Origin of the sequence: Jejuia spongiicola (genome assembly GCF_023502325.1) — a bacterium.
GTDB classification, from domain to species: Bacteria; Bacteroidota; Bacteroidia; order Flavobacteriales; family Flavobacteriaceae; genus Wocania_A; species Wocania_A spongiicola.
In genome coordinates, this window is the sequence record NZ_JAMFLZ010000003.1 from 143,562 (window position 1) to 168,574 (window position 25,013).

The 25,013-nt window shown below is 31.3% G+C and carries 22 protein-coding genes; 8 read left to right on the forward strand and 14 right to left on the reverse strand.

Annotated elements, in window-relative coordinates; translation table 11 throughout:
• Nucleotides 1-34 precede the first annotated feature (34 nt).
• From M3P09_RS07905 to M3P09_RS17470, 3 genes are all read right to left on the reverse strand, one after another.
• Entirely contained in the window at nt 35-664 is a 630-nt protein-coding gene (locus M3P09_RS07905; RefSeq protein ID WP_249972693.1) for an HNH endonuclease family protein, read from the reverse strand.
• Nucleotides 645-2,216, reverse strand: coding sequence for an AAA family ATPase (locus M3P09_RS07910; RefSeq protein WP_249972694.1), 1,572 nt, complete (start codon nt 2,214-2,216; stop codon nt 645-647). Before M3P09_RS07910 ends, M3P09_RS07905 begins: the two co-directional genes overlap by 20 nt.
• A gap of 148 nt (nt 2,217-2,364) precedes the next feature.
• On the reverse strand, nt 2,365-2,796 hold the full coding sequence (locus M3P09_RS17470) for a tyrosine-type recombinase/integrase (RefSeq protein ID WP_430886764.1): 432 nt from the start codon (nt 2,794-2,796) through the stop codon (nt 2,365-2,367).
• A gap of 139 nt (nt 2,797-2,935) precedes the next feature.
• Here M3P09_RS17470 and M3P09_RS07915 point away from each other — a divergent pair, with 139 nt between their 5' ends.
• Nucleotides 2,936-3,169, forward strand: a complete 234-nt coding sequence (locus M3P09_RS07915) for a helix-turn-helix domain-containing protein (RefSeq protein WP_249972695.1) — start codon at nt 2,936-2,938, stop codon at nt 3,167-3,169.
• Nucleotides 3,170-3,407: 238 nt separating this feature from the next.
• Here M3P09_RS07915 and M3P09_RS07920 read toward each other — a convergent pair whose 3' ends face one another.
• Genes M3P09_RS07920 through M3P09_RS07940 form a run of 5 tightly spaced genes read right to left on the reverse strand, consistent with a single transcriptional unit; the run spans nt 3,408 to nt 12,390 of the window.
• Nucleotides 3,408-4,028 carry a hypothetical protein gene (locus M3P09_RS07920; RefSeq protein ID WP_249972696.1) on the reverse strand — a complete coding sequence of 207 codons (621 nt, stop codon included), beginning with the start codon at nt 4,026-4,028 and terminating at the stop codon, nt 3,408-3,410.
• Between the two features lie 34 nt (nt 4,029-4,062).
• Complete coding sequence (locus tag M3P09_RS07925; RefSeq protein WP_249972697.1) at nt 4,063-4,344, reverse strand: hypothetical protein; 282 nt, start codon at nt 4,342-4,344, stop codon at nt 4,063-4,065.
• A 9-nt stretch (nt 4,345-4,353) separates the two neighbouring features.
• Nucleotides 4,354-8,574 carry a DUF6443 domain-containing protein gene (locus M3P09_RS07930; RefSeq protein ID WP_249972698.1) on the reverse strand — a complete coding sequence of 1,407 codons (4,221 nt, stop codon included), beginning with the start codon at nt 8,572-8,574 and terminating at the stop codon, nt 4,354-4,356.
• A 15-nt stretch (nt 8,575-8,589) separates the two neighbouring features.
• Nucleotides 8,590-9,006, reverse strand: a complete 417-nt coding sequence (locus tag M3P09_RS07935; RefSeq protein WP_249972699.1) for a lipocalin/fatty acid-binding family protein — start codon at nt 9,004-9,006, stop codon at nt 8,590-8,592.
• 21 nt (nt 9,007-9,027) lie between these two features.
• The gene (locus M3P09_RS07940) at nt 9,028-12,390 is read right to left on the reverse strand and encodes an RHS repeat domain-containing protein (RefSeq protein ID WP_249972700.1); all 3,363 of its coding nucleotides are present in this window, start codon (nt 12,388-12,390) and stop codon (nt 9,028-9,030) included.
• Between the two features lie 361 nt (nt 12,391-12,751).
• On the opposite strand from M3P09_RS07940, the gene M3P09_RS07945 reads away from it, so the two are divergent.
• Nucleotides 12,752-13,324, forward strand: coding sequence for a Crp/Fnr family transcriptional regulator (locus M3P09_RS07945; RefSeq protein ID WP_249972701.1), 573 nt, complete (start codon nt 12,752-12,754; stop codon nt 13,322-13,324).
• Between the two features lie 157 nt (nt 13,325-13,481).
• Here M3P09_RS07945 and fumC read toward each other — a convergent pair whose 3' ends face one another.
• A complete protein-coding gene (gene fumC, locus M3P09_RS07950; RefSeq protein ID WP_249972702.1) occupies nt 13,482-14,879 on the reverse strand; it encodes a class II fumarate hydratase in 1,398 nt (465 codons plus the stop codon).
• 176 nt (nt 14,880-15,055) lie between these two features.
• Between fumC and M3P09_RS07955 the strand changes: the two genes are divergently transcribed.
• Together M3P09_RS07955 and M3P09_RS07960 are read left to right on the forward strand one after the other, a co-directional pair.
• A complete protein-coding gene (locus M3P09_RS07955; RefSeq protein WP_099565766.1) occupies nt 15,056-15,697 on the forward strand; it encodes a peroxiredoxin in 642 nt (213 codons plus the stop codon).
• 92 nt (nt 15,698-15,789) lie between these two features.
• Nucleotides 15,790-15,966, forward strand: coding sequence for a hypothetical protein (locus M3P09_RS07960; RefSeq protein ID WP_199099752.1), 177 nt, complete (start codon nt 15,790-15,792; stop codon nt 15,964-15,966).
• A gap of 72 nt (nt 15,967-16,038) precedes the next feature.
• Here M3P09_RS07960 and M3P09_RS07965 read toward each other — a convergent pair whose 3' ends face one another.
• The 4 genes from M3P09_RS07965 to prfB all read right to left on the reverse strand — a co-directional run bounded on the left by M3P09_RS07965 (nt 16,039) and on the right by prfB (nt 20,636).
• Nucleotides 16,039-18,492: a TonB-dependent receptor gene (locus M3P09_RS07965; protein WP_249972703.1), complete on the reverse strand. Its 2,454-nt coding sequence runs from the start codon at nt 18,490-18,492 to the stop codon at nt 16,039-16,041.
• A gap of 81 nt (nt 18,493-18,573) precedes the next feature.
• On the reverse strand, nt 18,574-18,915 hold the full coding sequence (arsC, locus tag M3P09_RS07970; RefSeq protein WP_249972704.1) for an arsenate reductase (glutaredoxin): 342 nt from the start codon (nt 18,913-18,915) through the stop codon (nt 18,574-18,576).
• Nucleotides 18,915-19,532, reverse strand: coding sequence for an HAD family hydrolase (locus M3P09_RS07975; RefSeq protein ID WP_249972705.1), 618 nt, complete (start codon nt 19,530-19,532; stop codon nt 18,915-18,917). The genes arsC and M3P09_RS07975 overlap by 1 nt, the downstream gene beginning before the upstream one ends.
• Nucleotides 19,529-20,636, reverse strand: a protein-coding gene (gene prfB, locus M3P09_RS07980) for a peptide chain release factor 2 (protein WP_249972706.1) whose coding sequence is annotated in 2 segments (ribosomal slippage) — nt 19,529-20,572 and nt 20,574-20,636 — 1,107 coding nt in all. Because the reading frame shifts where the segments join, the coding sequence is not laid out codon by codon here. The genes M3P09_RS07975 and prfB overlap by 4 nt, the downstream gene beginning before the upstream one ends.
• A 261-nt stretch (nt 20,637-20,897) precedes the next feature.
• Here prfB and M3P09_RS07985 point away from each other — a divergent pair.
• From M3P09_RS07985 to M3P09_RS08000, 4 genes are read left to right on the forward strand one after another with little or no spacing between them, the layout of a single operon-like run.
• Nucleotides 20,898-21,914 (forward strand): glycosyltransferase family 2 protein, encoded by a 1,017-nt coding sequence (locus M3P09_RS07985; protein ID WP_249972707.1) that lies wholly within the window; start codon nt 20,898-20,900, stop codon nt 21,912-21,914.
• A 23-nt stretch (nt 21,915-21,937) separates the two neighbouring features.
• The gene (locus M3P09_RS07990) at nt 21,938-22,906 is read left to right on the forward strand and encodes an ATP-grasp domain-containing protein (RefSeq protein ID WP_249972708.1); all 969 of its coding nucleotides are present in this window, start codon (nt 21,938-21,940) and stop codon (nt 22,904-22,906) included.
• Nucleotides 22,896-23,561: an HAD family hydrolase gene (locus tag M3P09_RS07995; protein WP_249972709.1), complete on the forward strand. Its 666-nt coding sequence runs from the start codon at nt 22,896-22,898 to the stop codon at nt 23,559-23,561. The genes M3P09_RS07990 and M3P09_RS07995 overlap by 11 nt, the downstream gene beginning before the upstream one ends.
• Nucleotides 23,562-23,579: 18 nt before the next feature.
• Nucleotides 23,580-24,242 (forward strand): hypothetical protein, encoded by a 663-nt coding sequence (locus M3P09_RS08000; RefSeq protein ID WP_249972710.1) that lies wholly within the window; start codon nt 23,580-23,582, stop codon nt 24,240-24,242.
• Here the strand turns inward: M3P09_RS08000 and M3P09_RS08005 are convergent.
• Nucleotides 24,237-24,857, reverse strand: coding sequence for a hypothetical protein (locus M3P09_RS08005; RefSeq protein ID WP_249972711.1), 621 nt, complete (start codon nt 24,855-24,857; stop codon nt 24,237-24,239). The two genes, M3P09_RS08000 and M3P09_RS08005, sit on opposite strands and share 6 nt — an antisense overlap.
• Nucleotides 24,858-25,013 lie beyond the last annotated feature (156 nt).

Sequence of the window (25,013 nt, forward strand, 5' to 3'; positions counted from 1 at the left end):
TTTTCTGTAATAGAAATACAATGTCCGGCTGTGATTAAATCTTTCTAGAGAATCCAATAATTCTTTTAAATTTGTCTATAGCATTATGTCTTGCTAATCTCCTTTTTACTTTTTTTTCATAGATTCTTTGTTTACCTCTTGCATTGGAATGAGTTTCTGTATTCAATCCAAAAAGTAAAATAGAGAATTGTCCTTTTCTAGTTCTATGCCTAATTAATATTTGGGTACTGTTGTTAATCCATTCATAATGATGATTTGGATTATCAAAATATGGATGAACAATTTTAAATGTGCAGTTAGAATAAATATTGTTTCTATTTAAAACAATATCTTTTTCACCTTTTTTACTAGAGCCATTACAAAACCCACACACCAGTGCTAAATTTTCTTTTTCAAATGTGAATTCTGGATAATCATTGATTCTGGAAGCCTTTGGAGCTATATGTTCAATTTCAGCTCTTGATGTTTCATATAAATCTAATCCACAATAACAACATTTTTTGCTTTGTAAGATATCTAGTTGAGACTTAATGGAATTCTTAATAGAATTTACCATTTGTGTATTTCTATTCCATTCAGCAACTTTATCAGCTGTAGGGATTCCTTGTATATGATTTTCTTGATTAACAGTTAAAGTAACTGCATTAGGAATTTGTGTTATCATTTAAGTATTCTTCAGCTTCAACAATTAATTCATTTAGAGGGTCACTGTCAGAAGTATCTAACCTTTTTAGGTTTTTTAAAATATTATTTATTTTTTTTGTGTCTCTGCTTTTTGAGTAAAGCAAGTCTATTAAATCAGCTACAGCCATTTCAAAATAGTGATTTCGAGAAGTTTTTAAGTTGAATATTCTGAATAGAACATCTTCAGCTGACCATCCATAAGTATTCAGGTTTTCAGAAAACTCAAAAATATTTAATTTTCTTTGTTGCTTACTAAGTCCTAGGATTTTAGAGCTTTTTCCTTTTAAATCTGAAATGAGAAAATGTGAATGAGTTGCAATCATAAAATGGCATGAAGCATATGCCGAATGGGAAAAAACCTCTCTAAGGAATTCTAAGTATTTTATTTGCCAATTAGGATGTAAACTTATTTCAGGTTCATCAATAAAAATTAAACTATAAGGTTTGACAGTAGCTAGTAAACCGACCATTGATGAAAAGAAATGATATTCTCCAGAGCTACTTTCTTGTAAGTGAAAATTGCCATTATCAAGTTTTATTTCCGGGGGTGTAAGAAATCCTAAATTTCTCAAATGTTCTAAATTAGAGAAATCAGAAGCTATCTCTTTTTTGTTAGTGTCATTCTGAATTATATCATAAATGATTTTTTTGTTGGAACTTCTATAGATATGTTCAAGACTATTTTGTTTAACTAATTCGTTCATGAAATTACAAACTCCATTCAAACCAAAATCTTTTTTCAATCTTTTGAAGTAGTTTAGCTTAAATGGGGGAATTTTATTAGAGTCCTTATATTTTTCATCAATTTCATCAAAATAGTTTTCTAAATCCTTTGGCTTAATATTTCCCGTGTAATAAGATTTCGTGTACCTAGTTTGGTATATCACCTGAACTGAGCTTCCAAGGTTAAGGAAATCTGTGGTTTTTTTCAGTCCATCTAAAAATAACATACCATCAATGTTTTGCACAATGAATTCTACTGTCTTTCGTATATAAGAGCGGGTACTAGCTTGTTGAGGTCTGTTTCTTACTCCTAAATATTTATAAGGACTAAATGCTCCTTGTTCAAGTTTATTCCTTGTAACAAGATATTTATCAGTTAGCATTATTGAATTAGCAATAATTGATGCGGGAAAACCTGCTTCAGAAAAGCTTACAAGCTCATCATTTTTAAGCAAATAGATAGAAGTCTTTTTTAAATCTTCTTGTATATACTTATTACTTCCATCATCAAATCTATAATTGGAATAAATATACTTATCACCGAAATAATAATATTCCAATCTAAATTTACCTTTGACATTATAGGTTCTTTTATCAGCAACCTTTAGAGTCCATAGTTCCCTAAATAGCTCGATAATAAACCGAAACAAATTACTTTTTCCAGTACCATTAGGGCCAATAATAACTGTGGTGTAAATTGAATCTTGATTGTCTTTGTCATCTACAAAGTTGAATGTATTATCACCAAAAAAGGGGTTCTCATTGACTTTTAATGATGTTACTCTAAAATTGTCATTCTTTAAATCCATTTAACTAACAAAATAAATTGAGTCCTTCCATAAAAATGAAAAAACTTATAGCATAAAAATTATTAAATAGGGTAATGCTAATAATTTAAAATAGGAGAAGCGTAAATATACGACTTACATTTATTAGTAGGAAGTAATTTACAAAATATTATTGCAATGGGTGATACTGCGTGATAGCCTCGTATAACGATTTGAGGTCTGTTTTCTGATACTTTTCGGTGGAAGAAATGTATCGATGTCCAGCCATGATTTGGACTCTTCTAAGGTCATGTTTTTCAGTCCATAAGGTAATTACGGAAGACCTGATTTGTCTGAAGTTGGTAACTCTAAGGTTAATCATTTTTAGTTTATTACAGATGTCATGGGTCATGCTATTGTAACGTGTGGAATTAAGCGAAAATAAAGCCTCTGTATAACAGTTTATTTTCTTTTGGAGTATTGCTCTGTCATGTTCCAGATACTGTCTTAAAAGATTAGTTTGAACTCGTTTTAAATCCAGTTTCCTTGCATTACTGCGTTTAGTCCCAGGGATGTGGATTTTTCCTTTGTTGAGGTCTATATTACCTTGGTAACCCACCACCTTTTTTATAAAGGTCTATAAGATATTCTTTCATGGTTAAAATTTTGATTTGCGAAGTCAAATATATAAAACAAAAGCATATTAAACAACCCTTTGTATACATTCCCTTAAATACGACTTCAATTGCTCAAATTTGTATATGTCTCGAATCAGAAAAAAACCAGTACCAGAAGTTGTTATAAAATTTGGTAAACGTATCAAACAATTACGATTAGAAAGAAAAATGACCCAATTTTCAGTTGGAGTTGAAATGGGTATTGATAGGGAAAGTATCCGTAAATATGAGAAAGGGCTTCAAGAACCCAAATTATCAACCATTGTTAAGTTTGCGAAGGTATTTGAGGTATCGTTAGATGAACTTATTAAAGTTTAAGTAAGAACTTACTTTAGGTTAGTGATGGTAGGTAAATAAAATTAACTCTTGACCATTTGGTCTAACCTTAAAAATACTGCATAAAAAAAACGAGCGCACATATTGTACACTCGTTCTTTCTTTTTTAGCTTACATGAATATTATTTGATTCATATTCATTTGATTACCATATCATGATTTGGTGGGTGTGTGATATGGAATGGATAATTTATGCGTTTGGGTTTTTGGTGGATTATAATCAATTATCAGAAAGCAAAATAACATCATCGTCAATTCCTGATATATATAATGCATCTGGCGTTTCATTATCCTTAGCTGATTCACTCCATGACATAGCCATAGTTCTTCCTAAACTCATTTTTGTAAATAACTTTTTAAAGAATTTATTAAAAGATTGCCCTTTTCTATTAATTATCATTACGAGATTAATTGAAACTTTTAATCCTTTTATATCATTTTGATAATTATCATAGTTATTATCCTTTGCAAAAAATAGATGTTTAGTTTTCATTTTTTGGATTTTTGAAATTAAAACAGAAAGTTTAATCATATTTCCATCGTTATCCATTATTTCTCCTTCTTCATTAATATCTATCAAAAAATGTAATAAATCATAATTATCCTCAATCAGATTTAATAATTCTGAAATACTCCTTACATTTCTTTGATATACATTTTTATATATATTCGAATATAAGAAAGAATCTTGCCTTACCAACTCTAAAACACCTTCATCTGTAGACATTGAGACTAATGCAATATTAGGTTCTACTATTTTTATTAGTTTTTTCTGTTTATTTTTTCTAAAAAGAAAAAACAAAATCAGTATTAATAGTGATAATAAAATTAAATAGTTCAAATTAATTATTATTTAAATGCATTTAATAACATTACTAAATATTACTCCAGTCATATTCTAAAATTTTATTGTATACATCATCGGTCATGAACTTTCTACATTGTTCATTCTCTTTTTCCATTAATGCTACCATTTCTTTCGAATACTTATTTGTATTAATCATAGTAATATTTGAAACTAATTGATGAATAAATCCAAACTCTTCTCCTGTAATCCCTTTTCGTTCACTTTCTTTCACACCTTTTTCAAATAACAAATCATATTCTCCATGAAACTTAATATAAACTCCTAATTTTTCTAATGTTATTAAATGCATTTATATAAATTATTTACCTTTTAAAATAGTTTCAGACCATTCTATTCCTCTTCTAAAAAGAGTTCTATATTCAACTCTTCTCCATGCTGACTGCGAATTTATACTCATTGAATTCATTAATTTTCCACCAATTCGTTGCGGTCCAAAGATAGTATGAGCAGAATTAGCTCCTCTGGCGTAAAGATAAGAGAATTTATCCCACATTGCTCTGCTATTAGTCTTAGATAGATAAGGAGATATTGTTTCTCCCAACCTACCATACCAAGTGTTGTATATGGTCATCATTCCACTATCATTTTGCGCCAAAGCTCTTGCTGCTGCCTCAGCTCCTTCACCTACATAAAATATCCTAGTTTTACCTAAATGCCTTAAGCCACTTATACCAATTCCAAATCTTGATGCGATACCAAGTGTTCCAAAATGTAAAATAATACCAAGAGGGTCAGTAGGAGCAGCAAGTTCTTGAACCTTGGCATCAGAAATCATCGCTAAATAACTAGCTCTTCTTCTACTTAGCCTCTTATATTCTTTTGAGTCCTTATCTAAACCAACCATGTCAAACGCTATGCTATGCGCTTTAAACTCTCTTTTTGTGTTTCTTAGTTGGCATTCGGCGTCACAAAAACTTGATTCTGAATCGGAACTAGTATCTCTAGAATTTGAATTACTACTCATCATTCTTCCAGACCCCCAAACATCTCTTGCACTAGCACCAGCATCATAAGCAGCCCATTCTCCTTGTTTTTCTGCTGCCCAATCATCTACAGAATCAGCACCACTAGGGTCAGCCCAATAAACTGGGTTATTATCAAAAGCAGTATAAGTACTCATAGAATGATGCACTACAGGGTCAATACTAGTCCATCTAGCTATAGCTGGGTCATATTGCCTTAGTGGCATCTCATACAAATTTAAATCTAACGCTTCTTCATATTCTGTACCATTATACTTCCAATTAAGTGCTAAATGTGAAGTTCCAACATTATTATACCCTTTATGTTTAAGTCCAAAGGGATAGTAGTTGTTTTCTTCTAGTATTTCTAGTCCATTTTGAGTGAGTTTAAAGTTATCTACATAACAAGTGGTTAATGTACCATCATCCGAACTATTTCCTTTTTCAAAATATATACGTATATAATCGCCAGTTAATGTTAAATCTAAAGTGTAATGTCCATCTGACATATTGGCAATAGCGTCACGGTTTGAGTTTGATTCCCAAACACCGTTAATACGTTCTTGCACAAAAAAATATGGAAGGTTCATACTTCCTTTTTCAAAATCAAACTCAATATGAATAGGAACATTAGGTGTTATAGTTAAATATTTACTGGCTTTATGGTATTTATTAATTGTTGAAATATTTAATTTTTGATTAGAACTACTAACAGAACCGCTTCCTGTATGTGACCAACCATCAGTGCCACTATTAAAGTCATCATCAACATTAACAGGTGTTACGCTACTATCGCTTTTATAACTCAACCTCACATTTCCTAAATGGTCTTTGTATTGGTATACGTAGCTATAACTGCTACCATTAACATCTACATAGCCTTCTGGGTGGTTAAAGAATTTCAAAGAACCTCCTTCGTACACATAATTACCTGCATACTCCGTTGTTGCTCCTGTGCTTACTATTTTTTTAAGTTTTACTCCAGTCGCATCGTAAATGTAAGAAATATTTCCACCACTTAGTGTCACTAATGTAGGTAAATTTAGATGATTGTATGTAATATTCGATGAAATACCTTTATTTAAATCGGTTCGCATATTACCATTAGCATCGTAGGTGTAATCATTCCCCGTATTTGTTCCATCTTTAAAACCTTCGTTTGCAACACTACCTGATCTAGCATCTATAACTTTCAATAATTTATTATTTGAATAAGTATAATATAACTCATCTATATGTTGTGTAGCGCTTAAATATTTTCCTGCACGTGAGATTCTTGAAATATTACCATTTTTATCATAAGCTATACCCCAAATGCTAAATGAATCTCCAGTCATTAAAGTTGAACCTTTTGAGCTATGCCCATTTGTAATTCTATTCAAATCGTCATATGCGTAAGCATATCCTCTTTTTACATTATCATTAGCTGTTTTCCATATGGTTTGAGAAATATTACCATTATAAAGTTTATCCACAGATTGGTAACCTTCAGTTGATTCATTATAATTTATCTTAAACCCAAACAAGTCACTTCCTAAACTAATAGGGTTATTTATTTGTTTAAGCCAACCGCGTATGTTATAGGTATAATCTACATTTTGCAATCTGCCTTGTGTGGTTTTACCACCAACGCCTTTACTAATAAGTTGCCCTAAATCGTCATAATTATTTTGTACAATAGTTTCTTCGGCTAAACTGTTTATTTTTTGTTTTTGAGTTATTAAACGTCCTGCATCATCATAAGTAAAATAATCAATGGTTGTTATGGTACTTTGTCCCGTTTTTGCATGAGTAGTTGTGGTTTCGTCTACAGTTCCTGTAAAATCTAGCTTGCTTTTAACTTTATCGGTAGTGTTTAAATAATCGTTAAAGCTGTATACATAAATAGGTCTGGATTTATCGTCGTAATAACTTACTGTTGTTATCCAGTCACTAGTACCTAAAACTCTTACTTTACTGCCTGTAGCTAAGCCTTTGGCATTGGTTTCTGGGGTAACGCCATAAGAAGATTCAGAGTTACCTGAGATTTTATCAAAGGTGTAATTGTCGTAGTAATTGATGGTGTAAATTTCATGAACGCCATGTGGGAATGCTGTATTTGTATAATATATTAGAACACCAGCAATAGTTTGAGGACTGGATAATTTTTGTTCAAACTGAGTATAAGCAGAACTCGCATTATCTACTGAATTTTGTAATGTAATTCTAGATCCACTATTGTTGAATGTACCCGTAAAAGCTATTCTTCCAAAAGCATCATATTTAGTAAAGAGCCATTTGTTTTGAGCATCTAAATTAGCGTCCTGAGTATATATTGGCTGATCTAATTTATTATATACAATATACTCCCAACCTTTTCCTGGTATTTTCTTTTCTACCAAACGGCTTTTATGGTCGTATTTATACTGATAGCATAATTCTGATAATTCTGTAGCATCAGGCTTTGTTGTTTGTGGTTCAGCTTTTGGGGGTAATACGTAACTTAAATTACCAAATTTATCATATACATAATACGTATCGTGTGCTACGCTATTGTTGTAGGTACGCTTTAGTATAACCCGCCCTTGTTTGTCTTTAAACTCTTCGGTAGTATGGTTTTTAGTGCTTGTACCGTCATGGTTTTCGTCTTTGGTTACTGTTTTGTACAATGTGCCTGCACTAAAATATGTAGTTCCGCCCTGTAAAGTAGGGGTGTAGGTATTATTTGCAAATGCTAAGCTAACATCGTAAAATCGCACTTCGGTACTATGATTGGTTTGGTAATTAAACTCTATTTCGTGGCCATTACCTAGTTTCCAGTCTTTTCCTGGGGCTGCTTGTTTTAATACTCTATTAAGTGGTGAAGCTTCAAACTCTTTTTCCGAATATGCATTAATATTACTAACGGTTACACTCGGGAAATCGGCTTCATATTTTGTAGCATCATAATAGGTGTTTGTAGCGCTTAATCCATCGGTTCTAAAGCTTCCATCTGTAGAGCTGGCAGTATATGGTAAATAGTCTTTAGCTTGTCTGCCGTATTCATCATAACCCACATGGGTTATAATATCTTCGCCATTTCCTCCAGCTCTGATCCCTACACTTTGCATGGCTCTACCTAAGCCATCAAAATAGGCTATGGATTCTATTTTGTCAGTATTAGACAAACTAGAAACATTGGTAGTTGCTATTTTTGGTGTCGTTGTATGCACATAGTTTTGATCTGGTGAAGGTCCTGAAGTTGGTGCTGGCACCGATATAACAATATTGGCTAGGGTTGATAAAACAATTGTTTTTTTTCTGAAGGTTACCGAGCCTGTGCCCACGCCAGCCCAGGCTACATCTACATAATAGTTGGTGCCTGTATTGCCTTTAACAGCGCTTGTATATGGTCCTGAAACCACCCAATTGTTAAACGCATAAGAAATGCCATCATCATAATAATACCTATGGGTACTATGTGTATCTACAGCTGTTGGTCCTGTAACTTGTGCTTGTGTAAATGAACAAAAAAAGAAAAGCATAAATACACTTAACATTATTTTGTGTTGTAAAAACGTGTTAAATAATCGTATCATAATTGTAAGGTGTATTTATTGGTAAGAGATATTGTTAATGTAAAATGTATAGATTTCTCGCTCGGTTTCATTTAAATGAAACGTTAAGGTGGCGTAACGATTTAATGTGGTACCTTTTAGAAATAAATCGCAACGGTATCCATCTGTATTCATTTCATAAGTAATTGTTCCTGAAGAGCTAGAGGCCTCCCAATTGTTTTGAGGAATCCCAACAATAGTAAACGTAGCAGTGTCAGTTTTACCATTATTTGTTTGTGTCCATGTTATAGTATGCCCATTTTTTTCAATTGTGGAGGTAATTGAAATATCTTGACCAGATATATGTGCCTGATTACTGGTTAAGGTAAAATCTACATTAGTAGTTTGCGCGGTTGAGTATAAAAAACTTAACATTAATATGATACTCAGTATACTTGAAAGTTTGTATGTCATGATTTCTAAAAAGTTAAGTTATTATTGATTTTTATAGTAGTACTCGTTCTCGCTTAATACATAGCCTGTATCATCTTTAACCTGTTTTAAACGGTTAAATTCATCATACTCATAATACATGGTATACCCCTTAGGGTCAGTAACACTGGTTACACCCACTAAAGGGTCGTAGGTATAGGTGGTTACCATGGCATTGGGGACAGAATTTCTTAAGGTTGTTAAAGCGGTACGTAGGTTTTTCTCGTCGCAACTTCCAGAATCTAAGCAAGTATCATCATCTAAGTTGGATTTAGATTGTAAGTTTGAAACTTGGCTAGAGACTTGACCATAAGTCGCATTCTCTATTTTTGCTATAGGATATTGCTCCTGATAGCCCCAAATGTAAACTATGGTGGTGCCATCGGTTTTTTTAACTTCTTTGACATTACCATTACTATAGTAACTTTGAAACTGTATCCTATTATCTAGAGTATTAGATTCTAATGCGGTTTGTACATATTCGGGTAATATTAAGTTGGTTATCCATTCCCTATAATTAGTCCGTTGCCTGCTTAATAATTCGCCTGCTTCTGCAATACTATTTTTATTTTCATCTTTATAAGTTTCGGTTTGTATAGCTTCAGCTATGCGATGCTGTACGCCACTTTTTAACTTGTCAATGGCTGCTTTTTCTGAGCTTGTTAAATTATCTGCTCCTAAAGAGTTGGTTGCAGTAACATCATCTGGATAAAATGTTTTTGTGATGATAGATTCGCCATCGCTAGTAGTGCTTTTAGTTTCTGAAGCCAGTAGCGGATTATTATTGTAATAATTATTTTGAGTGCTTACAACAGGAGTACCACCTAAATACTCAGTGGTAACACTGTTTTTTAATCGATGCCATTCGGTGGTATAGGTGTAAGTGGTGATGTAGGCATTTACAATTGGAGACGCATCTCCTGTCATCCTTAATAACTGTATCCCAAAATGCTCTGCATGATTGGTACCAGCGGCTTCATATTCATTAGTGGTTTTTTGAATTAAGTTATTAGAGGCGTCATAGACTTCTAATTTTTCTAAGTTACCAGAAACCCAATCATTATACACTGGAGTTTCAAAGTTTGATGGAAATGGGCTTTGATAGTATCCGTTACCCATATAAGGATTATCGGTGCGTTCTGCTGGTGGAGAAAAGGTATATTCTTTTCTACCTTGCCCAATAGATCCATTATAAGTTTCAGTAACATTTTTATAGCCTACTAAACTCCCTTTTGTTGCAGTGAGTTGCGCCTGACTATTGGAAGTCACTTTTATTCCAGTTGGTGCACCACCAGAGGGTCCGCAATTTGCATCTCTATAATTATTCATACTTAAATCAACAAAGTTTAATGCAACACCGCTATTTAGGGTTGTATTAATAACAAAATTTGTATAATCAAAACTTCTAGAAAGTGCTAAATTACTAGGCGTGTCATAGGTTTTTATCTCAGCAATACGTAATCCTCCATATATCAGTTCTCCAGGCGTAGGATCTGTGGTCCATTTTAAGTTTGCACTAAATGTTTCAGGATTAGTACAACTAGGATCTGTATAAGGGTTACAACCTCCAGAATTATTTGAGTTAGCAATAATTTTATAGGTCCCAGCAGGAAACGTGTGATAAAAACTAGAATTAAAGATGTTAAGTAAATAACTCGGATTGGTTACTCCAACGACTTTCATTGAAAAATCGCAATTAACACTATTAAAATTAGTTGGTATAGGGCATCCCGTCATCATAACATTAAATTCTACGATGCCATCACTATCGGGGGAAATTGTAAAGGTTGATGAATAATCTATATTAGGGTCTGAGTCTGAAAATATTGAGGGATCATTAAAAAAGTAAGTAGAATTTTGAGTTAAGTGGTCTACATAGTCTGCAGCATTTCCTGTAAAGGCTGTAATCATATTATTTTCCCAAGTGAACTGGTCATAACCACCTGAAGGATAAATAATTTTTTCTAAAGTACAGGCATCTGTAAAAGCAGGATCTACCGATCTATCCGCATCTCCAATATACCCTGTTGTAAGCCCGTATTTTGCTTTTGGTATAAGTGTGGTATTGTTTTTACCATTATAATATCCAAAATAATCCTGTGACCTAGCATATCTATCTGGCAGTATTTTAGAATCATATTCAAATTTGTATGGTGGTAGCGTATTTAAATTTTTACCAAACTGAGATATGGAATCTAGTTTAAGTCTGTAAATACCTTCATTATAATAATCAAAATACGAATTCGTATTTATAGCACTAGTAAAATACGAGGTATGTAATTCTACGCCTTTAATCAGTTTATTGTCATTATCATAAAGTCTGATTTTTTTTAAAGGATATGAGTTTCGCAAATCAGTACGTACTGTTGTGCTTTTTTCAAAAGTGATTTCTCCATCAGGAAATGTAATGCTTGCAATTTTGGGCTGAGTGAATTTTCTATTCAGATAGATAATGTTATACTCTGGTGAACAAGCAAAATAAGTAGGATGAATGCGCTCTTCGTTTTGTAATTGGGTAGTTTCTACATTGGTTTCTGTAGTATAATCAAAGGCTATGGTTTCATTTGAGGTTGGAAATTCAATATCCATAAGCATCCAGCTTTGATAATATAGATTTGGGATTCCGTAAACAGAAGGATTACTATTAAAAACGCCGTTTAAAGTTAAATTGACACTTTTTGCTCCTGTAACTTGCTCTAGGCCTGTTCGTAAATTGTTTGAAGAGGTTCCAAAATGAAACTTTATTCCTGAAGTATCTGTAATAATAAAACCGGTAATAATACCATTACTATTAGTTTTTGTTTCTATTTTTAAATTAGAGTACGGGGTTTGTACAAACTTATTCAGGGTTTGATCGTAAAAGAATTGCCCTGAACCTCCTGGAAAACTAAAATTAAAAACATCTGGCTCATAATCTCTTGATTCTGCATTTATATCGAGAAACTGCCAATGTTGGCTTCCTGGTCCTGTCGAATTTGGATCCCTTTGAAATAAATCTTCTACGGTATATGTTGTACTCATATAACCATTGGTTATGGCGTCATCAGGTATACCTCGAATGGACCTACTTACTAAACCTCCAGCATTTAAGTTCCAGCCTAATCCTGCCCATGAGGCAATATCGCCTACTTTAATACCTCCAGAATTATAGCTTATTCCTACTGAAACATTTACCCCTTTATATGAAATAGTATGAAAGGGTACCGAAATATTTGGGGTACCTGTATATAGTGACACATCCATTTGAGAATGTTTAATCAACGAAGCCGCTTCTGGACTTGGAGGGACAATTTCTGGCAAATCTTGTGACAAAGCGTTTTTTGAGATTAGTAAAAGACATGCAAGGATTATAAAACGTGAATTCATAAGTACATTATTTAAAGTTTGTAATGTGCTTATAAAATTAGAAAGGAATTTTGGATTTGGAGTAAGCTAAAACCTTAGTATTGGTAAGCTAAAACCTCACTAATAGTAAGGTTTAAAGTGAATTTAGCTTACTCAAAGTAAGCTAAAACCTTACTGGTATTTCAAAAATATTTTGTATAAGAAAATGAAAAGGCTTTTACTTGATTTTATTTCATTTACTGAGTTATACTAAGCATTTTTCTGTTTTTTATTGAATTGCAATAAGCATATAAACAAGTTTTTTTGCAAATTGCAGACAAACTAATTAAGAATAAGGCAGAAGCTATAACTTTATGGTAAGTAAATTGCAATCTTATAATAAATGAATAGAAACTTTACTTTCTTAAATTCTATTTCTGACATATCAGAAGAGACCTTTTCTGAAATTAAAAAAATAACCGCTTTTAAAAGAATAGAGGCAGGAGCACAAATAGTAAAATTAGGTGATGTCCCTTCTAAGGCATATATGATAGTTTCTGGTATTATTCGTTGTTATTTAATAACAGAATCTGGTAAAGAGTTTAACAAAAGTTTTTATTTACCTGTAAGTTTTGCAGCTTCTTTAACCGCTTTAATGAAGAGAAAGCCATCATCATTTGTTTTTGAAGCATTGACAGATTGTAAAATTTATGAGATAGACTATTATAAATTAATGCGACTATGCGAAACAAACGATAATCTTAAATCATTATATACCAAAACATTAGAGTTTTTATATGTAAAGTATGAAAAACGTTTGGTAGAGTCTATGTCGCTAAATGCTACAGGTCGTTATTTAGAATTACAAAAGCAAATACCAAATGTTGATGAGCTGATTTCTCAATACCACATTGCATCATATTTAGGAATAACATCAGTACAGTTAAGCAGAATTAGAAAAAAATTAGACCGTTAATTAACATATGTTAATTTTTAAGAATATGTTAAATTATATATTTGACTCGATTTCCTTGTTAATTGTAAACTATTATTTAAGGATTGATAGCTAACCAACCAAAAAAACAGGTATAAATTATACCTGTTTTTTTATATATTGAGTTTTGTAAATTGTTTTACTTTAAACTTCCTACCATATCTTCAGGTTTAACCCAAGCATCATAATCTTCAGCTGTTACATAACCTAAATTAATAGCTTCTTCTTTTAATGTAGTACCGTTTTTATGTGCAGTATTTGCAATTTCTGCAGCTTTATAATATCCAATTTTCGTATTTAAAGCCGTTACTAGCATTAAAGAGTTATTTAATAGTTTAGTTATTACTTCATGATTTGGTTCTATACCAATAGCACAATTTAAATCAAAGCTTATGCATGCATCTCCAATTAATTGTGCAGATTGCAACAGATTTGCCGCCATTACAGGCTTGAAAACGTTTAGTTCATAATGCCCTTGTAAGCCACCAACACTAATGGCAACATCGTTACCTAAAACTTGTGCGCAAACCATTGTTAAAGCTTCACATTGGGTTGGGTTTACTTTTCCAGGCATAATAGAACTACCTGGTTCGTTAGCTGGAATTATAATTTCTCCTATGCCAGAACGCGGTCCAGATGCCATCATCCTAATATCATTTGCTATTTTATTTAATGATACTGCTAGTTGCTTTAATGCGCCATGAGTTTCTACAATAGCATCATGTGCTGCCAACGCTTCAAATTTATTTGGAGCTGTTATAAAAGGCAGCTTTGTAAATTCTGCAATATATTCAGCAACACGCTTACTGTAACCTTTTGGTGTGTTCAGCCCAGTGCCAACTGCTGTGCCACCTAAGGCTAATTCGCTTAAATGAGGTAGAGTGTTCTCTAAAGCTTTAATACCATGATTTAATTGGGCTACATAACCAGAAAGTTCTTGTCCAAGTGTAAGTGGTGTAGCATCCATTAAATGCGTACGGCCAATTTTTACTACGTTTTTAAACTCTTCTGCCTTTTTATTCAAAGTATCTCGTAGTTGTTTTACACCAGGAATTGTTGTTTCTACAACTTTTTTATAAGCTGCAATGTGCATTCCCGTTGGAAATGTATCGTTTGAAGATTGCGATTTATTTACATCGTCATTTGGCTGTATTGTTTTTTCTCCTTCACCAATAACTTTACCAGCTAATTGATGCGTTCTATTTGCAACAACTTCATTTACATTCATATTACTTTGCGTTCCAGAGCCAGTTTGCCATATAACTAATGGAAATTGGTTGTCGTGTTTCCCTTCTAGAATTTCATCGCAAACCTGAGCAATTAAATCACGCTTTTCAATTGGTAATACTCCAAGTTCACAATTCGTATATGCAGCAGCTTTTTTAAGATAAGCAAAGCCATAAACTATTTCTAATGGCATAGAAGCTGGAGCTCCAATTTTAAAGTTATTTCTTGAGCGTTCTGTTTGTGCTCCCCAAAGTTTATCGGCAGGTACTTTTACCTCACCCATAGTATCTTTTTCTATTCTGTAACTCATAGTAATAATGGTTTAATTGTATAATGCAAAGTTAATTGTTTTAAGGTGTTTTCTATTATGATATTTGTTAGTTTTTTATTACTACTTTTTAACATTTATATAACGTATCTTTTCATGCTGTTTGATTAAAATCTACTAATTTAGTAGGATTAAAAAATAATTATAAAAATAATATTATGGCAACAATTAGATTAGGGGACGAGGCACCGAATTTTACTGCTGAATCTTCAGAAGGAAATATTAATTTTCATGAATGGTTAGGGAATAGCTGGGGTATTTTATTTTCTCACCCAGCCGATTATACTCCAGTTTGTACTACTGAGTTAGGAACTGTAGCAAAGTATAAAGATGAATTTGATAAACGTAATGTTAAAGTTGTAGCATTAAGTGTTGATGGAGTTGAGTCTCATCATGGATGGATAAATGATATAAATGAAACTCAAAATACAACAGTAAATTTCCCAATTATTGCAGATGAGGACCGGAAAGTTTCTGAACTTTATGATATGATTCACCCTAATGCAGATAGTAAACTTACTGTACGATCGGTTTTTGTTATTGATGATAATAAAAAAGTTAAGTTAATTATTACTTATCCTGCTTCAACAGGTAGGAACTTTGATGAGTTATTACGTGTTATAGATTCTTTACAATTAACAGCTTATCACAAAGTAGCTACGCCTGCCAATTGGAATCATGGTGATGATGTTGTGGTAGTTCCTGCTGTAGCAACTGAAGATATTCCAAGTATATTTCCAAAAGGGTTTAAAGAGGTGAAGCCTTATTTGAGGCTAACACCACAACCAAATATAGATTAGTTAAAAACTCTTTAATAAATTTTAATTTGATATTGTAAAACACGACTCTTTATTATATCTTTGCATAAGATTTTTAAAAGACACTGACAATTATGTTTGATTTTGATCAATATTTAGGATTTTTAGCTTTTTTAACCATTTTAACAATCGGTTTTTGGTTAATGATATTTTTATTAACATTTGTAATTCCTTATTGGATTGGAGGTTCTTTAATTGAAAGATTAAAAGAAATTAGAGAAGAGAAAAAGGCTAAGCGAAATGCGGCTTAAAACATAAGTTTATATATTATAAAAAAAGGAAGCTATTTGGCTTCCTTTTTTTATGAACTTTATTTAAAGATACTACATATCCATTCCTCCACCGCCATTAAAATCTCCTGAACGTTCTCGTTTTTTCTTTTGATTAAATCTGTAGGTAACAGAAACGTTGTATATACGACCGCCTCTAAATTGAATTTCTTGATATGCTGTAAATGTTTCTGCAGTAATATTATTACTAAAAAACGCACTGTTAAATACATCTCTTATATTAAAAGCGATAGAGGCCTTCTCTTTGAATAAATCTTTACTAAAGGCAAGGTTTGCCGAAAAAATTCCATTCCTATCATTTTGTGCATCTAGGCTAGGTCCTCTATAATTTAAATTAGTTTGCCAATCAATTTTGTATGGTAGTGTTAGCTTGTTTGATAACCTTGCTCTCCAAGTTAGATTGCTAGCACTCAAATCTACTCCATTAAAATCACCATCTCTTTCAAATTTAAAAATATTGAAATCGGTATTTATACGCCATTTTCTTGTTGGACTATAATTTACGTTTAATTCAAAGCCATAGCGGTTGTCTGTCCCTAAATTTACTGGACCACGCTCAATTACAGGAAATTCTTCACCATCAACAAGTACAACAACACCAGTTTCTCTACTTACAAAAGCCATAATGTTTGACGAATGTGCGAAATAGATAGATGAGGATATAGTGAGCTTATTAATTCTATTTAAATACCCTATTTCAAATGTATTCGAAAAAGTTGGGTTTAACCCTGGGTTACCTTGAAACACGTTAGTAACGCTAGAACGAGAGGGGAAGGGATTAAGCATAAAACCTCTTGGTCTTCTTATTCGTCTGTTATATCCTAAGGTGAAACTTTGAGATTCACTTAGCTCATAATTCAAATTAATTGTTGGAAATAACCCGTTTAATTTTTGTCTACTAAAGTCTCCACTAGTAGGTTGGTCTAGAGTGGTTTTAGTATTTTCCATTCGTAACCCCAATAAATACGAAAACTTACCTATTTTACTCCCAAATTGTGAATACAATGCTGTTATATATTGTTTAAAATTAAGGAGATTAGTAAGGTCTTGATTGATATTAAAATCTCCAGAATTTGGATCCAGCAGCAATACTTCAAAATCTGTAGCTCTTGTATTAAAATCGCCTCTAAACCCCATTTCTATTTGGCTGTTTTCTCCAATAGGCACTACATAATCGGTTTGTAATAGTATGCTTTGTTGATCTTCTATAGTTGAAACAATTTCAGAGTCAACACCGTTTACATTAATTATAGAGTTTTCATCTTGATCTGTATCTTCATACTGAAAATCAAAAGTTAATTTGTGATCAGTTTTTTCAAAGTTTTTAGTAAAGTTAAGTGCATATTGTATGGTTCTAGAATCTTGAGTTTCTGGATCCAATCTTGTGCTTTCACTTGTTGAATTGTTGATTTTGTTAAACTGTATAAGCTTATTAACAGAGTTATTTTCATTACCATTATCTCTATAAACAATAGATGATGTTAGAGATGCAGAGTCGTTAATATACCACTCAACACCAGTATTTGTTGTAAAACCTTTACTGGTATCAGTCCAATTACGTCTTTCATTTAAATCGGGTGTATTAATATCAAAATATTGCACATCATTATACCATCTTCCAAGTCTTTCCGAATAATTGTATGCCGTAGTATTAAAAATATTAATATCACCAGTTCTATAATTTATATTTCCTGAAATACCGGCCGCAGTTGGGTGACCAGCATTTGTTGTTATAGAACCATTAAGCCCTTGTAACTTGCTTCTCCTTAAAATAATATTTAAAATTCCTGCAGTACCTTCTGCTTCATATCTAGCAGATGGAGAGGTTATAACTTCAACCTTTTCAATAGCATCAGCAGGTAATTGCTTTAGGGCATCAGTAGAGTTTAAACCAACTAATCCTGATGGTTTACCATTAATGAGTATGCGAACATTATCATTACCTCTTAGCGCTACATTACCTTCAGCATCGACTGAAACTGAAGGAACATTATCTAAAACATCACTTACAGTACCACCGCTGACGGTTAAATCTTTACCTACATTATATATTTTTTTATCTAGTTTAATTTCAACGGTAGTACGTTCTGCAATAACTTCAACTTCTGCTAAAGACTCAGCATCAATTTCTAAGGAGAATAAGCCTATATTTTCGTTAGCAGTTAGTTTTTTGTTTAGTATTCTTTGAGTTTTAAAAGCAATATATTCAATAGATATATCATAAACTCCAGTTTTTACAGGAATATTAAAAACACCATTTATATCGGTTATACCTCCAGTAACAATTTTGTTTTCTTTTTTACTAAAAAAAGCAATAGTTGCATATTCTAAAGGCTCTTGAGTTTCTTTGTCAATAACTTTTCCTGTTATTATTACTTCTTTAATTATTGAATTATTAATTGTAGAAGCTTCTGGCTTTTTAGGCTGTGAATTACCATTTGCAATGCAAAAAGTAAAAGAGAGGGCAAAAATAAAAAATTTGTTCATGGTTAGGTTTACCGTTTTAGACAGTAAAAATAACCTATGGTTTAAGGCGAAGTGGTTAAATGTTTGTTAAAAGATTATCTTCTAAAGAATATCTAAAATAAGTTCAGGAGGTCTGCCAATTACAGCTTTATTACCATTTATTATAATTGGGCGTTCAATAAGCTTAGGGTTTTCTACCATTGCATTAATAATTTCTGTATCAGTTAGGGTCTTATTTTTATAATTTTCTTTCCAAATGGCTTCATTTTTCCTAACTAAATCAATTGGCTTTATTTTTAAAAGTGTTATGATATCTTTTAGCGTTTTCGCGGAAAGCGTATCCTCTAAATATTTAATAATTTCAAAAGATTTACCTGATTTTTCAAGTATTTCTAACCCGCAACGCGATTTACTACAGCGATTATTATGGTATATTTTAATCATTATAAATTAATGTTATATGTTTTTAATTGTTGAATAAGTTGTTCTGGAGATTTAAAATGTATACCATTAATACTTAATCTGTTGGCTGCCTCGATATTGCCTAAATTGTCATCAATGAAAATGGCATTTTTAGCATTAATGTTAAAGCGCTCTAGGGTAAGATTATAAATTTCATCAAAAGGCTTTCTGGTTTTTTCTTCTCCAGAAACTAAAATACCTTCAAACCACTGTAAAAACTCAAAACGCTCTAGGGCAATAGGAAAAGTCTCAGCACTCCAGTTTGTAAGTGCAACAATTTTGTATGAGTTAGTTTTTATAAGTTTTTCAAGGATTTCAACAGTTTCAGAAATAGCATCTCCTAGCATATCTACCCAGCGCCCATAAAACATTTCAATTTCTTTTTTCCATTCTGGAAAGAGAGCTATACGCTCTTCAGTAGCTTTTGCCATTGGGTAACCTGCATCTTGATTTTCATTCCAATTACTAGTGCAAATATTATCGAAAAACCATTGCATTTTTTCTCGATCTCCATTAAATACATCTAAATAAACGTATTCTGGATTCCAATCGATTAATACACCACCAAGATCAAAAATTATAGTATCTATTGTATTCATAGTTGATTATCTTCTTCTTTTTGTCCCATCATCATTAAATAAGCTTTTAAAAATTGCTCAATATTTCCATCCATTATTGCATCTACATTTCCGGTTTCATGTGCAGTTCGAACGTCTTTAACAAGTTTATATGGATGCATAACGTAATTACGAATTTGACTTCCCCATTCAATTTTCATTTTGCCAGCCTCAATATCATCGCGTTGTGCTAATTGTTTTTGTAATTCAATTTCGTATAGTTGAGATTTAAGCATTTGCATAGCGCGAGAGCGATTGTCGTGTTGAGAACGCGTCTCAGAGCAAGATATTTGTATACCTGTAGGTTTATGGGTTAATTGCACTTTAGTTTCAACCTTGTTTACGTTTTGCCCACCAGCACCACTAGAGCGAGCTGTTGTTATTTCTATATCTGCAGGATTAATGTCTATTTCAATAGTATCATCAACAAGTGGATACACATAAACAGAGGCAAAACTTGTGTGTCGCTTTGCATTACTGTCAAAAGGAGAAATACGCACCAAACGATGAACACCGTTTTCACCCTTTAGCCACCCAAAAGCAAAATCACCTTCAATTTCTAAAGTAACCGTTTTAATACCTGCAACATCACCCTCTTGGAAGTTTAGTTCTTTAACTTTAAACCCACTTTTTTCAGCGTACATTAAGTACATACGCATTAGCATACTTGCCCAATCGCAACTTTCGGTTCCTCCTGCACCAGCAGTAACTTGCAATACAGCACTTAGGTTGTCTCCTTCTTCAGAAAGCATGTTTTTAAACTCTATGCCTTCTAGTAAAGTTGCAGCTTTATTAAATCGAGTTTCTACTTCTTCGGCTGTTGACTCTCCTTCTTTATAAAATTCATAAAGAACTTCTAAATCTTCAATAAGAGTTTTGACAGTATTGTAATCTTGTACCCATTTTTTCTTTACACGAAGTGACTTCATTATCACTTCAGCTGCTTTTGCGTCGTTCCAAAAATTTGGGTCGAAGGTTTGTTCTTCTTCGTTTTGTATTTCAATTAATTTTGCATCTACGTCAAAGGTAGTGCCTTAGTTTATCAAGGCGAGTATTAAGATCTTTAATTTGATCAGATGTAATCATAGAATGTTTTATTTTGAACAAAAATAGAATTAATAAACCTATATTAAAACACAAATCTTAGTTAATAGGAAAATTCTACGTTTTGACGGATATATTTAACTATGTTGTTATTTATAAATTATATTTGGTTTGCTATTAACTATTAAACCAACCATTTTCTTTAAAAATATTCATTTTGTTCGTTAACTCTAAAAAGCAAAAATTGAATCTTTTATTATAATTAAGGCATTTAATGGTAGGTTTTAATATAAACAAAATCTATTGAAACTAAGCATTATAATTCCAGTATATAATGTAGAAAAGCACATTGCTAGATGTATTCAAAGTCTTTTAAGTCAAGGTTTAAATGCTATTGAATATGAAATTATTATAGTTAATGATGGCTCGAAAGATAATAGTGTAGAAATTGCCAAAGGATTTCAATCAAAACACTCTAATGTATTTGTTTTTAACAAAGAAAATAGTGGCGTGGGGAGTGCTAGAAACTTTGGGCTTGACGTAGCTAAAGGAACCTATATTTATTTTATTGATCCAGACGATTATTTAGCTAATAATACTTTAAAATTAATTTTAGATTGTATAGAAATTAATGATTTAGAGGTATTAACGTTTTTATCAAAAGGCACTGAGAATACAAACTTATATGATTCTACTACAAATATTAGTGAGAATTTAAGTATTTCAAAAATAAGTGGAACTAATTATATTGGAAATAACGGCTATAAGAATGAAGTATGGTGGTACATTATTAAAAAAGAGCATTTAAATAAGATTGGTTTAAGGTTTATTGAAGGACGATGGATGGAAGACGCAATTTTTACAGCTAATTTACTTATAAATACAAGTAAGGCTGCGCATCTACCAATTGATGCACACAGGCATGTTAAAGTTAAAGGCTCTGCAATGACAAGTAAAGAACCTAGTCATTATTTAAAAGTTATTTATGATAATGCAAATGCTGCGTTAATGTACAAGCCTCTTATAGAGAGTATTAAAAGAAATGAAGAAAACGAGGCTTGCCTTGAACGGTTAAAGGCACGACAACAATCATTTGTATTTTTTTTAATGATTAGAATATTAAAATCAACCATAAAATTAAAAGAAGTAAAAAAAATAATAAAGAATATGAATAAAATTAACGCATATCCATTAAATTCATTTTTAGGAAATGATTACAATGGTTTTATTTACACTTTATTGGTTAAGCTATTTAATATTAAAAGTGTTTATTATTTTTTGTTTTTAGTAAGTAACCCATTATTAAAATTAAAAAAGTAGTTAAAATTGATTACTAATTTTTTATGAATAATATTTTAATAACATCAGGAGGTAGAAGGGTATCACTAGTTAAAGCTTTTATTAATGAATTGAAGCTAATAGAGCGTGAATCAAGTGTTTTTGTAGCAGACTATTCCCCAAACCTTTCTGCAGCAGCTCAGGTTGCAGATAATGCCTTTAAAATATGTAAAATTGAAGACGATTGCTATATCGATTCTTTGTATAACCTTTGTGTAAAAAATGATGTAAAGTTAATTGTTCCTACTCTAGATACTGAGCTACTAAAATTAGCTGAAAGTAAAGAAAGATTTTTAGCAGTTAATATTCAAATTGTTATATCAAGTGAAAAATTGATAAAAAGAAGTTTAAACAAATTAAAAACCCACGAATTATTTGAAGAATTAGGAATTGTTACAGCAAAAGTGTATTCAAAGAATAATTTTGAATTGCCTATGTTTATTAAGCCCATTAATGGTAGTAGTAGTAATAATAATCACATAATTAAAAGTAAAAATGAGATTTCCAAATTTCTGCTAGATGATAAAAGTTTGACGTTTTTTGAATATTTAGACCATGATGTTTATGATGAATATACGTGTGACTTGTATTATAGTAAATTGGGAACTCTAAAATGTGTTATCCCTAGAAAACGAATTGAAATTAGAGCTGGTGAGGTTAGTAAAGGAGTAACTATAAAAAACGAAGTTAAATCTTTGATAAATGAAAAACTAGCTAGTCTTGAAGGAGCGAGAGGGTGTATAACGCTTCAATTATTTTTGCACAAAGAGTCTAAAGAAATTAAAGGCATAGAAATTAACCCAAGATTTGGTGGAGGTTTTCCACTATCGTATTTGGCTGGAGGAAATTATCCTAAATGGATTATTCAAGAATATCTTTTTAATAAAGAAATAAGTTATTTTGATGATTGGGAAGAGAATTTATTAATGCTACGATATGATAGTGAAATTTTAATAAAAAATCATGAAGACTAATACCGTTTTAGTTTTTGATTTAGACGACACACTTTATAATGAAATAGATTTTTTAAAATCTGCTTTTAGCGAAATAGCTTTAAAAATAGCTAATGAAATAAACATAGATTATATTGAAATTTTCTGCCAAATACAATCTTTTTATTACGATAATACAAATGTATTTAAAGAAACAATAAAAAAATATAATGCACCATTTAGTATCGAAGAATTATTGCATATTTATAGAAATCATAAGCCTAAAATAAAGTTGTCACAGGATAAAATAAACCTACTTAACATGTTAAAATCTATGAATATAAGTTTAGGTTTATTAACAGATGGAAGAAGTATTCAGCAACGAAATAAAATAGAAGCTTTGGGACTTGATGATTGGTTTTCTGAAGTTGTAATCTCTGAAGAATTTGGTAGTGAAAAACCTCATGTTGAAAATTATAAATATTTCGAAAAAATATTTGGGAAAGGAAAATATTACTATATAGGGGACAATATTAAAAAAGACTTTATTACGCCAAATTCAATTAATTGGACAACCATATGTTTACAAGATAATGGTGTAAATATTCATAAGCAAGACATGCATTTCATTGATGAAAAATATTTAGCGAAATATACTATACTCAAATTACCAGAAGTGTTAAATATTGTTAGTTAGTATTATTAAATGTATAAAATGAAATTAAATCAATTATTAAGTAATATTTCTATTTTTTTTAAGGAAAATAAAATATTAATTACCTTATTGGTACTTGTAGATTTTGTTTTTATCCTAATGCATTGTTTCCTTTTGTGGAATATTATAGATTATAATCTTAACTTTTCGATTGAAAAAGATTTAGGATATGCAGAGTTTTATCAGTACTTAAAAGAATTTGGAATTCTCTCACTGCTTCTTTACTTGTTTTATAAACAAAAACAACTTATATATTTAGTATGGGCTATAATATTTTTATGTTTATTATTGGATGATTCTTTAAGCATTCATGAAAATTATGGTTTTTATTTAGCAGATTATTTTAATATTCAACCAAAATTTAATTTACGTCCAGAAGATTTTGGAGAGTTATTAATTTTTGTTTTTTTTGGTTTTATTTTTTTTATATCGATTGTATTTGCATTCTTAAAGGCAGATATAAAGGGAAGACTAATGACCAAAAAACTTTTTTCATTGTTCTTAATACTAGCATTTTTTGGAACCTGTATCGATCTATTGCATATAACTATACCTTATGGTAAAAATCATGTAGCTCTTATAGAAGACGGAGGAGAAATGGTAGCTATGAGTTTTATTTTTGTGTATGTTTTTAGTTTTTATTATTCTGAAAAAGTATCATGATTTTATAATATTTTTATCGTGCTTTAACATTCTAAAATTTAACCATAAATATAAAAAAGAACTCCCGGCTATTAATAATTCAATGAACTCTGAGGTTTTTACAATAGCAAAATCATACCTCATACTAATGGATACTCCATCTTGAATATAATCAACTGCTGCATGACAAAAAATGATTAAAAACCAAGATATAAGTACAATAGGAGCACTTATCTTTTTAAACTTGTTTAAAAAACCTAGCAAAACTCCAAAGATACCTCCTGCACCATAAAACATACGAAGAATTTCAGAACGCCCTTGCATCCCATTAAGGTTATGGAGGGTAGTTTCCTGTTGTCCATTAATTTTTGCCCATTCAGGTGGAGTTTCAAAATGAAAAAACCATTGACCCCATGAAATTTCTTCCATAGCAATTAAAATCAAAAAAAGAGAAAAGATTATATAAAAAAGTTTGACATATTTTTCTAAAGGGAAATTGAGATTTCTAATAGTATATATTCCAAATATACCACTAAACAAGAAAATAATAAATGTAAGTAATTCAATTGGAGAGTTTTCTTCAAGAAGCCAAAAACCAAAATTTTCTGTCGATCTAAAAATAAAAAAAGAACTCATTATAAGCGTTAAGAAAAAAGGAGTAATAAAAATAATCAGTGTTATTTGTTTAGAAACTCTGTATTGATAAGTAAATAAACTTTGCATATATTCTTTGAATTGTATTTGAAAAATAAGATTGTGTTTTTTATTAGTATTATATATTAAACGAATGGT

Bases quoted from the DNA above. Each gene is read 5' to 3' on its own strand.
- M3P09_RS07905 (WP_249972693.1), bottom strand. From the start codon at position 664: ATGATAACACAAATTCCTAATGCAGTTACTTTAACTGTTAATCAAGAA.
- M3P09_RS07910 (WP_249972694.1), bottom strand. From the start codon at position 2,216: ATGGATTTAAAGAATGACAATTTTAGAGTAACATCATTAAAAGTCAAT.
- M3P09_RS07915 (WP_249972695.1), top strand. From the start codon at position 2,936: ATGTCTCGAATCAGAAAAAAACCAGTACCAGAAGTTGTTATAAAATTT.
- M3P09_RS07925 (WP_249972697.1), bottom strand. From the start codon at position 4,344: ATGCATTTAATAACATTAGAAAAATTAGGAGTTTATATTAAGTTTCAT.
- M3P09_RS07930 (WP_249972698.1), bottom strand. From the start codon at position 8,574: ATGATACGATTATTTAACACGTTTTTACAACACAAAATAATGTTAAGT.
- M3P09_RS07935 (WP_249972699.1), bottom strand. From the start codon at position 9,006: ATGACATACAAACTTTCAAGTATACTGAGTATCATATTAATGTTAAGT.
- M3P09_RS07940 (WP_249972700.1), bottom strand. From the start codon at position 12,390: ATGAATTCACGTTTTATAATCCTTGCATGTCTTTTACTAATCTCAAAA.
- M3P09_RS07945 (WP_249972701.1), top strand. From the start codon at position 12,752: ATGAATAGAAACTTTACTTTCTTAAATTCTATTTCTGACATATCAGAA.
- fumC (WP_249972702.1), bottom strand. From the start codon at position 14,879: ATGAGTTACAGAATAGAAAAAGATACTATGGGTGAGGTAAAAGTACCT.
- M3P09_RS07955 (WP_099565766.1), top strand. From the start codon at position 15,056: ATGGCAACAATTAGATTAGGGGACGAGGCACCGAATTTTACTGCTGAA.
- M3P09_RS07960 (WP_199099752.1), top strand. From the start codon at position 15,790: ATGTTTGATTTTGATCAATATTTAGGATTTTTAGCTTTTTTAACCATT.
- M3P09_RS07965 (WP_249972703.1), bottom strand. From the start codon at position 18,492: ATGAACAAATTTTTTATTTTTGCCCTCTCTTTTACTTTTTGCATTGCA.
- arsC (WP_249972704.1), bottom strand. From the start codon at position 18,915: ATGATTAAAATATACCATAATAATCGCTGTAGTAAATCGCGTTGCGGG.
- M3P09_RS07975 (WP_249972705.1), bottom strand. From the start codon at position 19,532: ATGAATACAATAGATACTATAATTTTTGATCTTGGTGGTGTATTAATC.
- M3P09_RS07990 (WP_249972708.1), top strand. From the start codon at position 21,938: ATGAATAATATTTTAATAACATCAGGAGGTAGAAGGGTATCACTAGTT.
- M3P09_RS07995 (WP_249972709.1), top strand. From the start codon at position 22,896: ATGAAGACTAATACCGTTTTAGTTTTTGATTTAGACGACACACTTTAT.
- M3P09_RS08000 (WP_249972710.1), top strand. From the start codon at position 23,580: ATGAAATTAAATCAATTATTAAGTAATATTTCTATTTTTTTTAAGGAA.
- M3P09_RS08005 (WP_249972711.1), bottom strand. From the start codon at position 24,857: ATGAGTTCTTTTTTTATTTTTAGATCGACAGAAAATTTTGGTTTTTGG.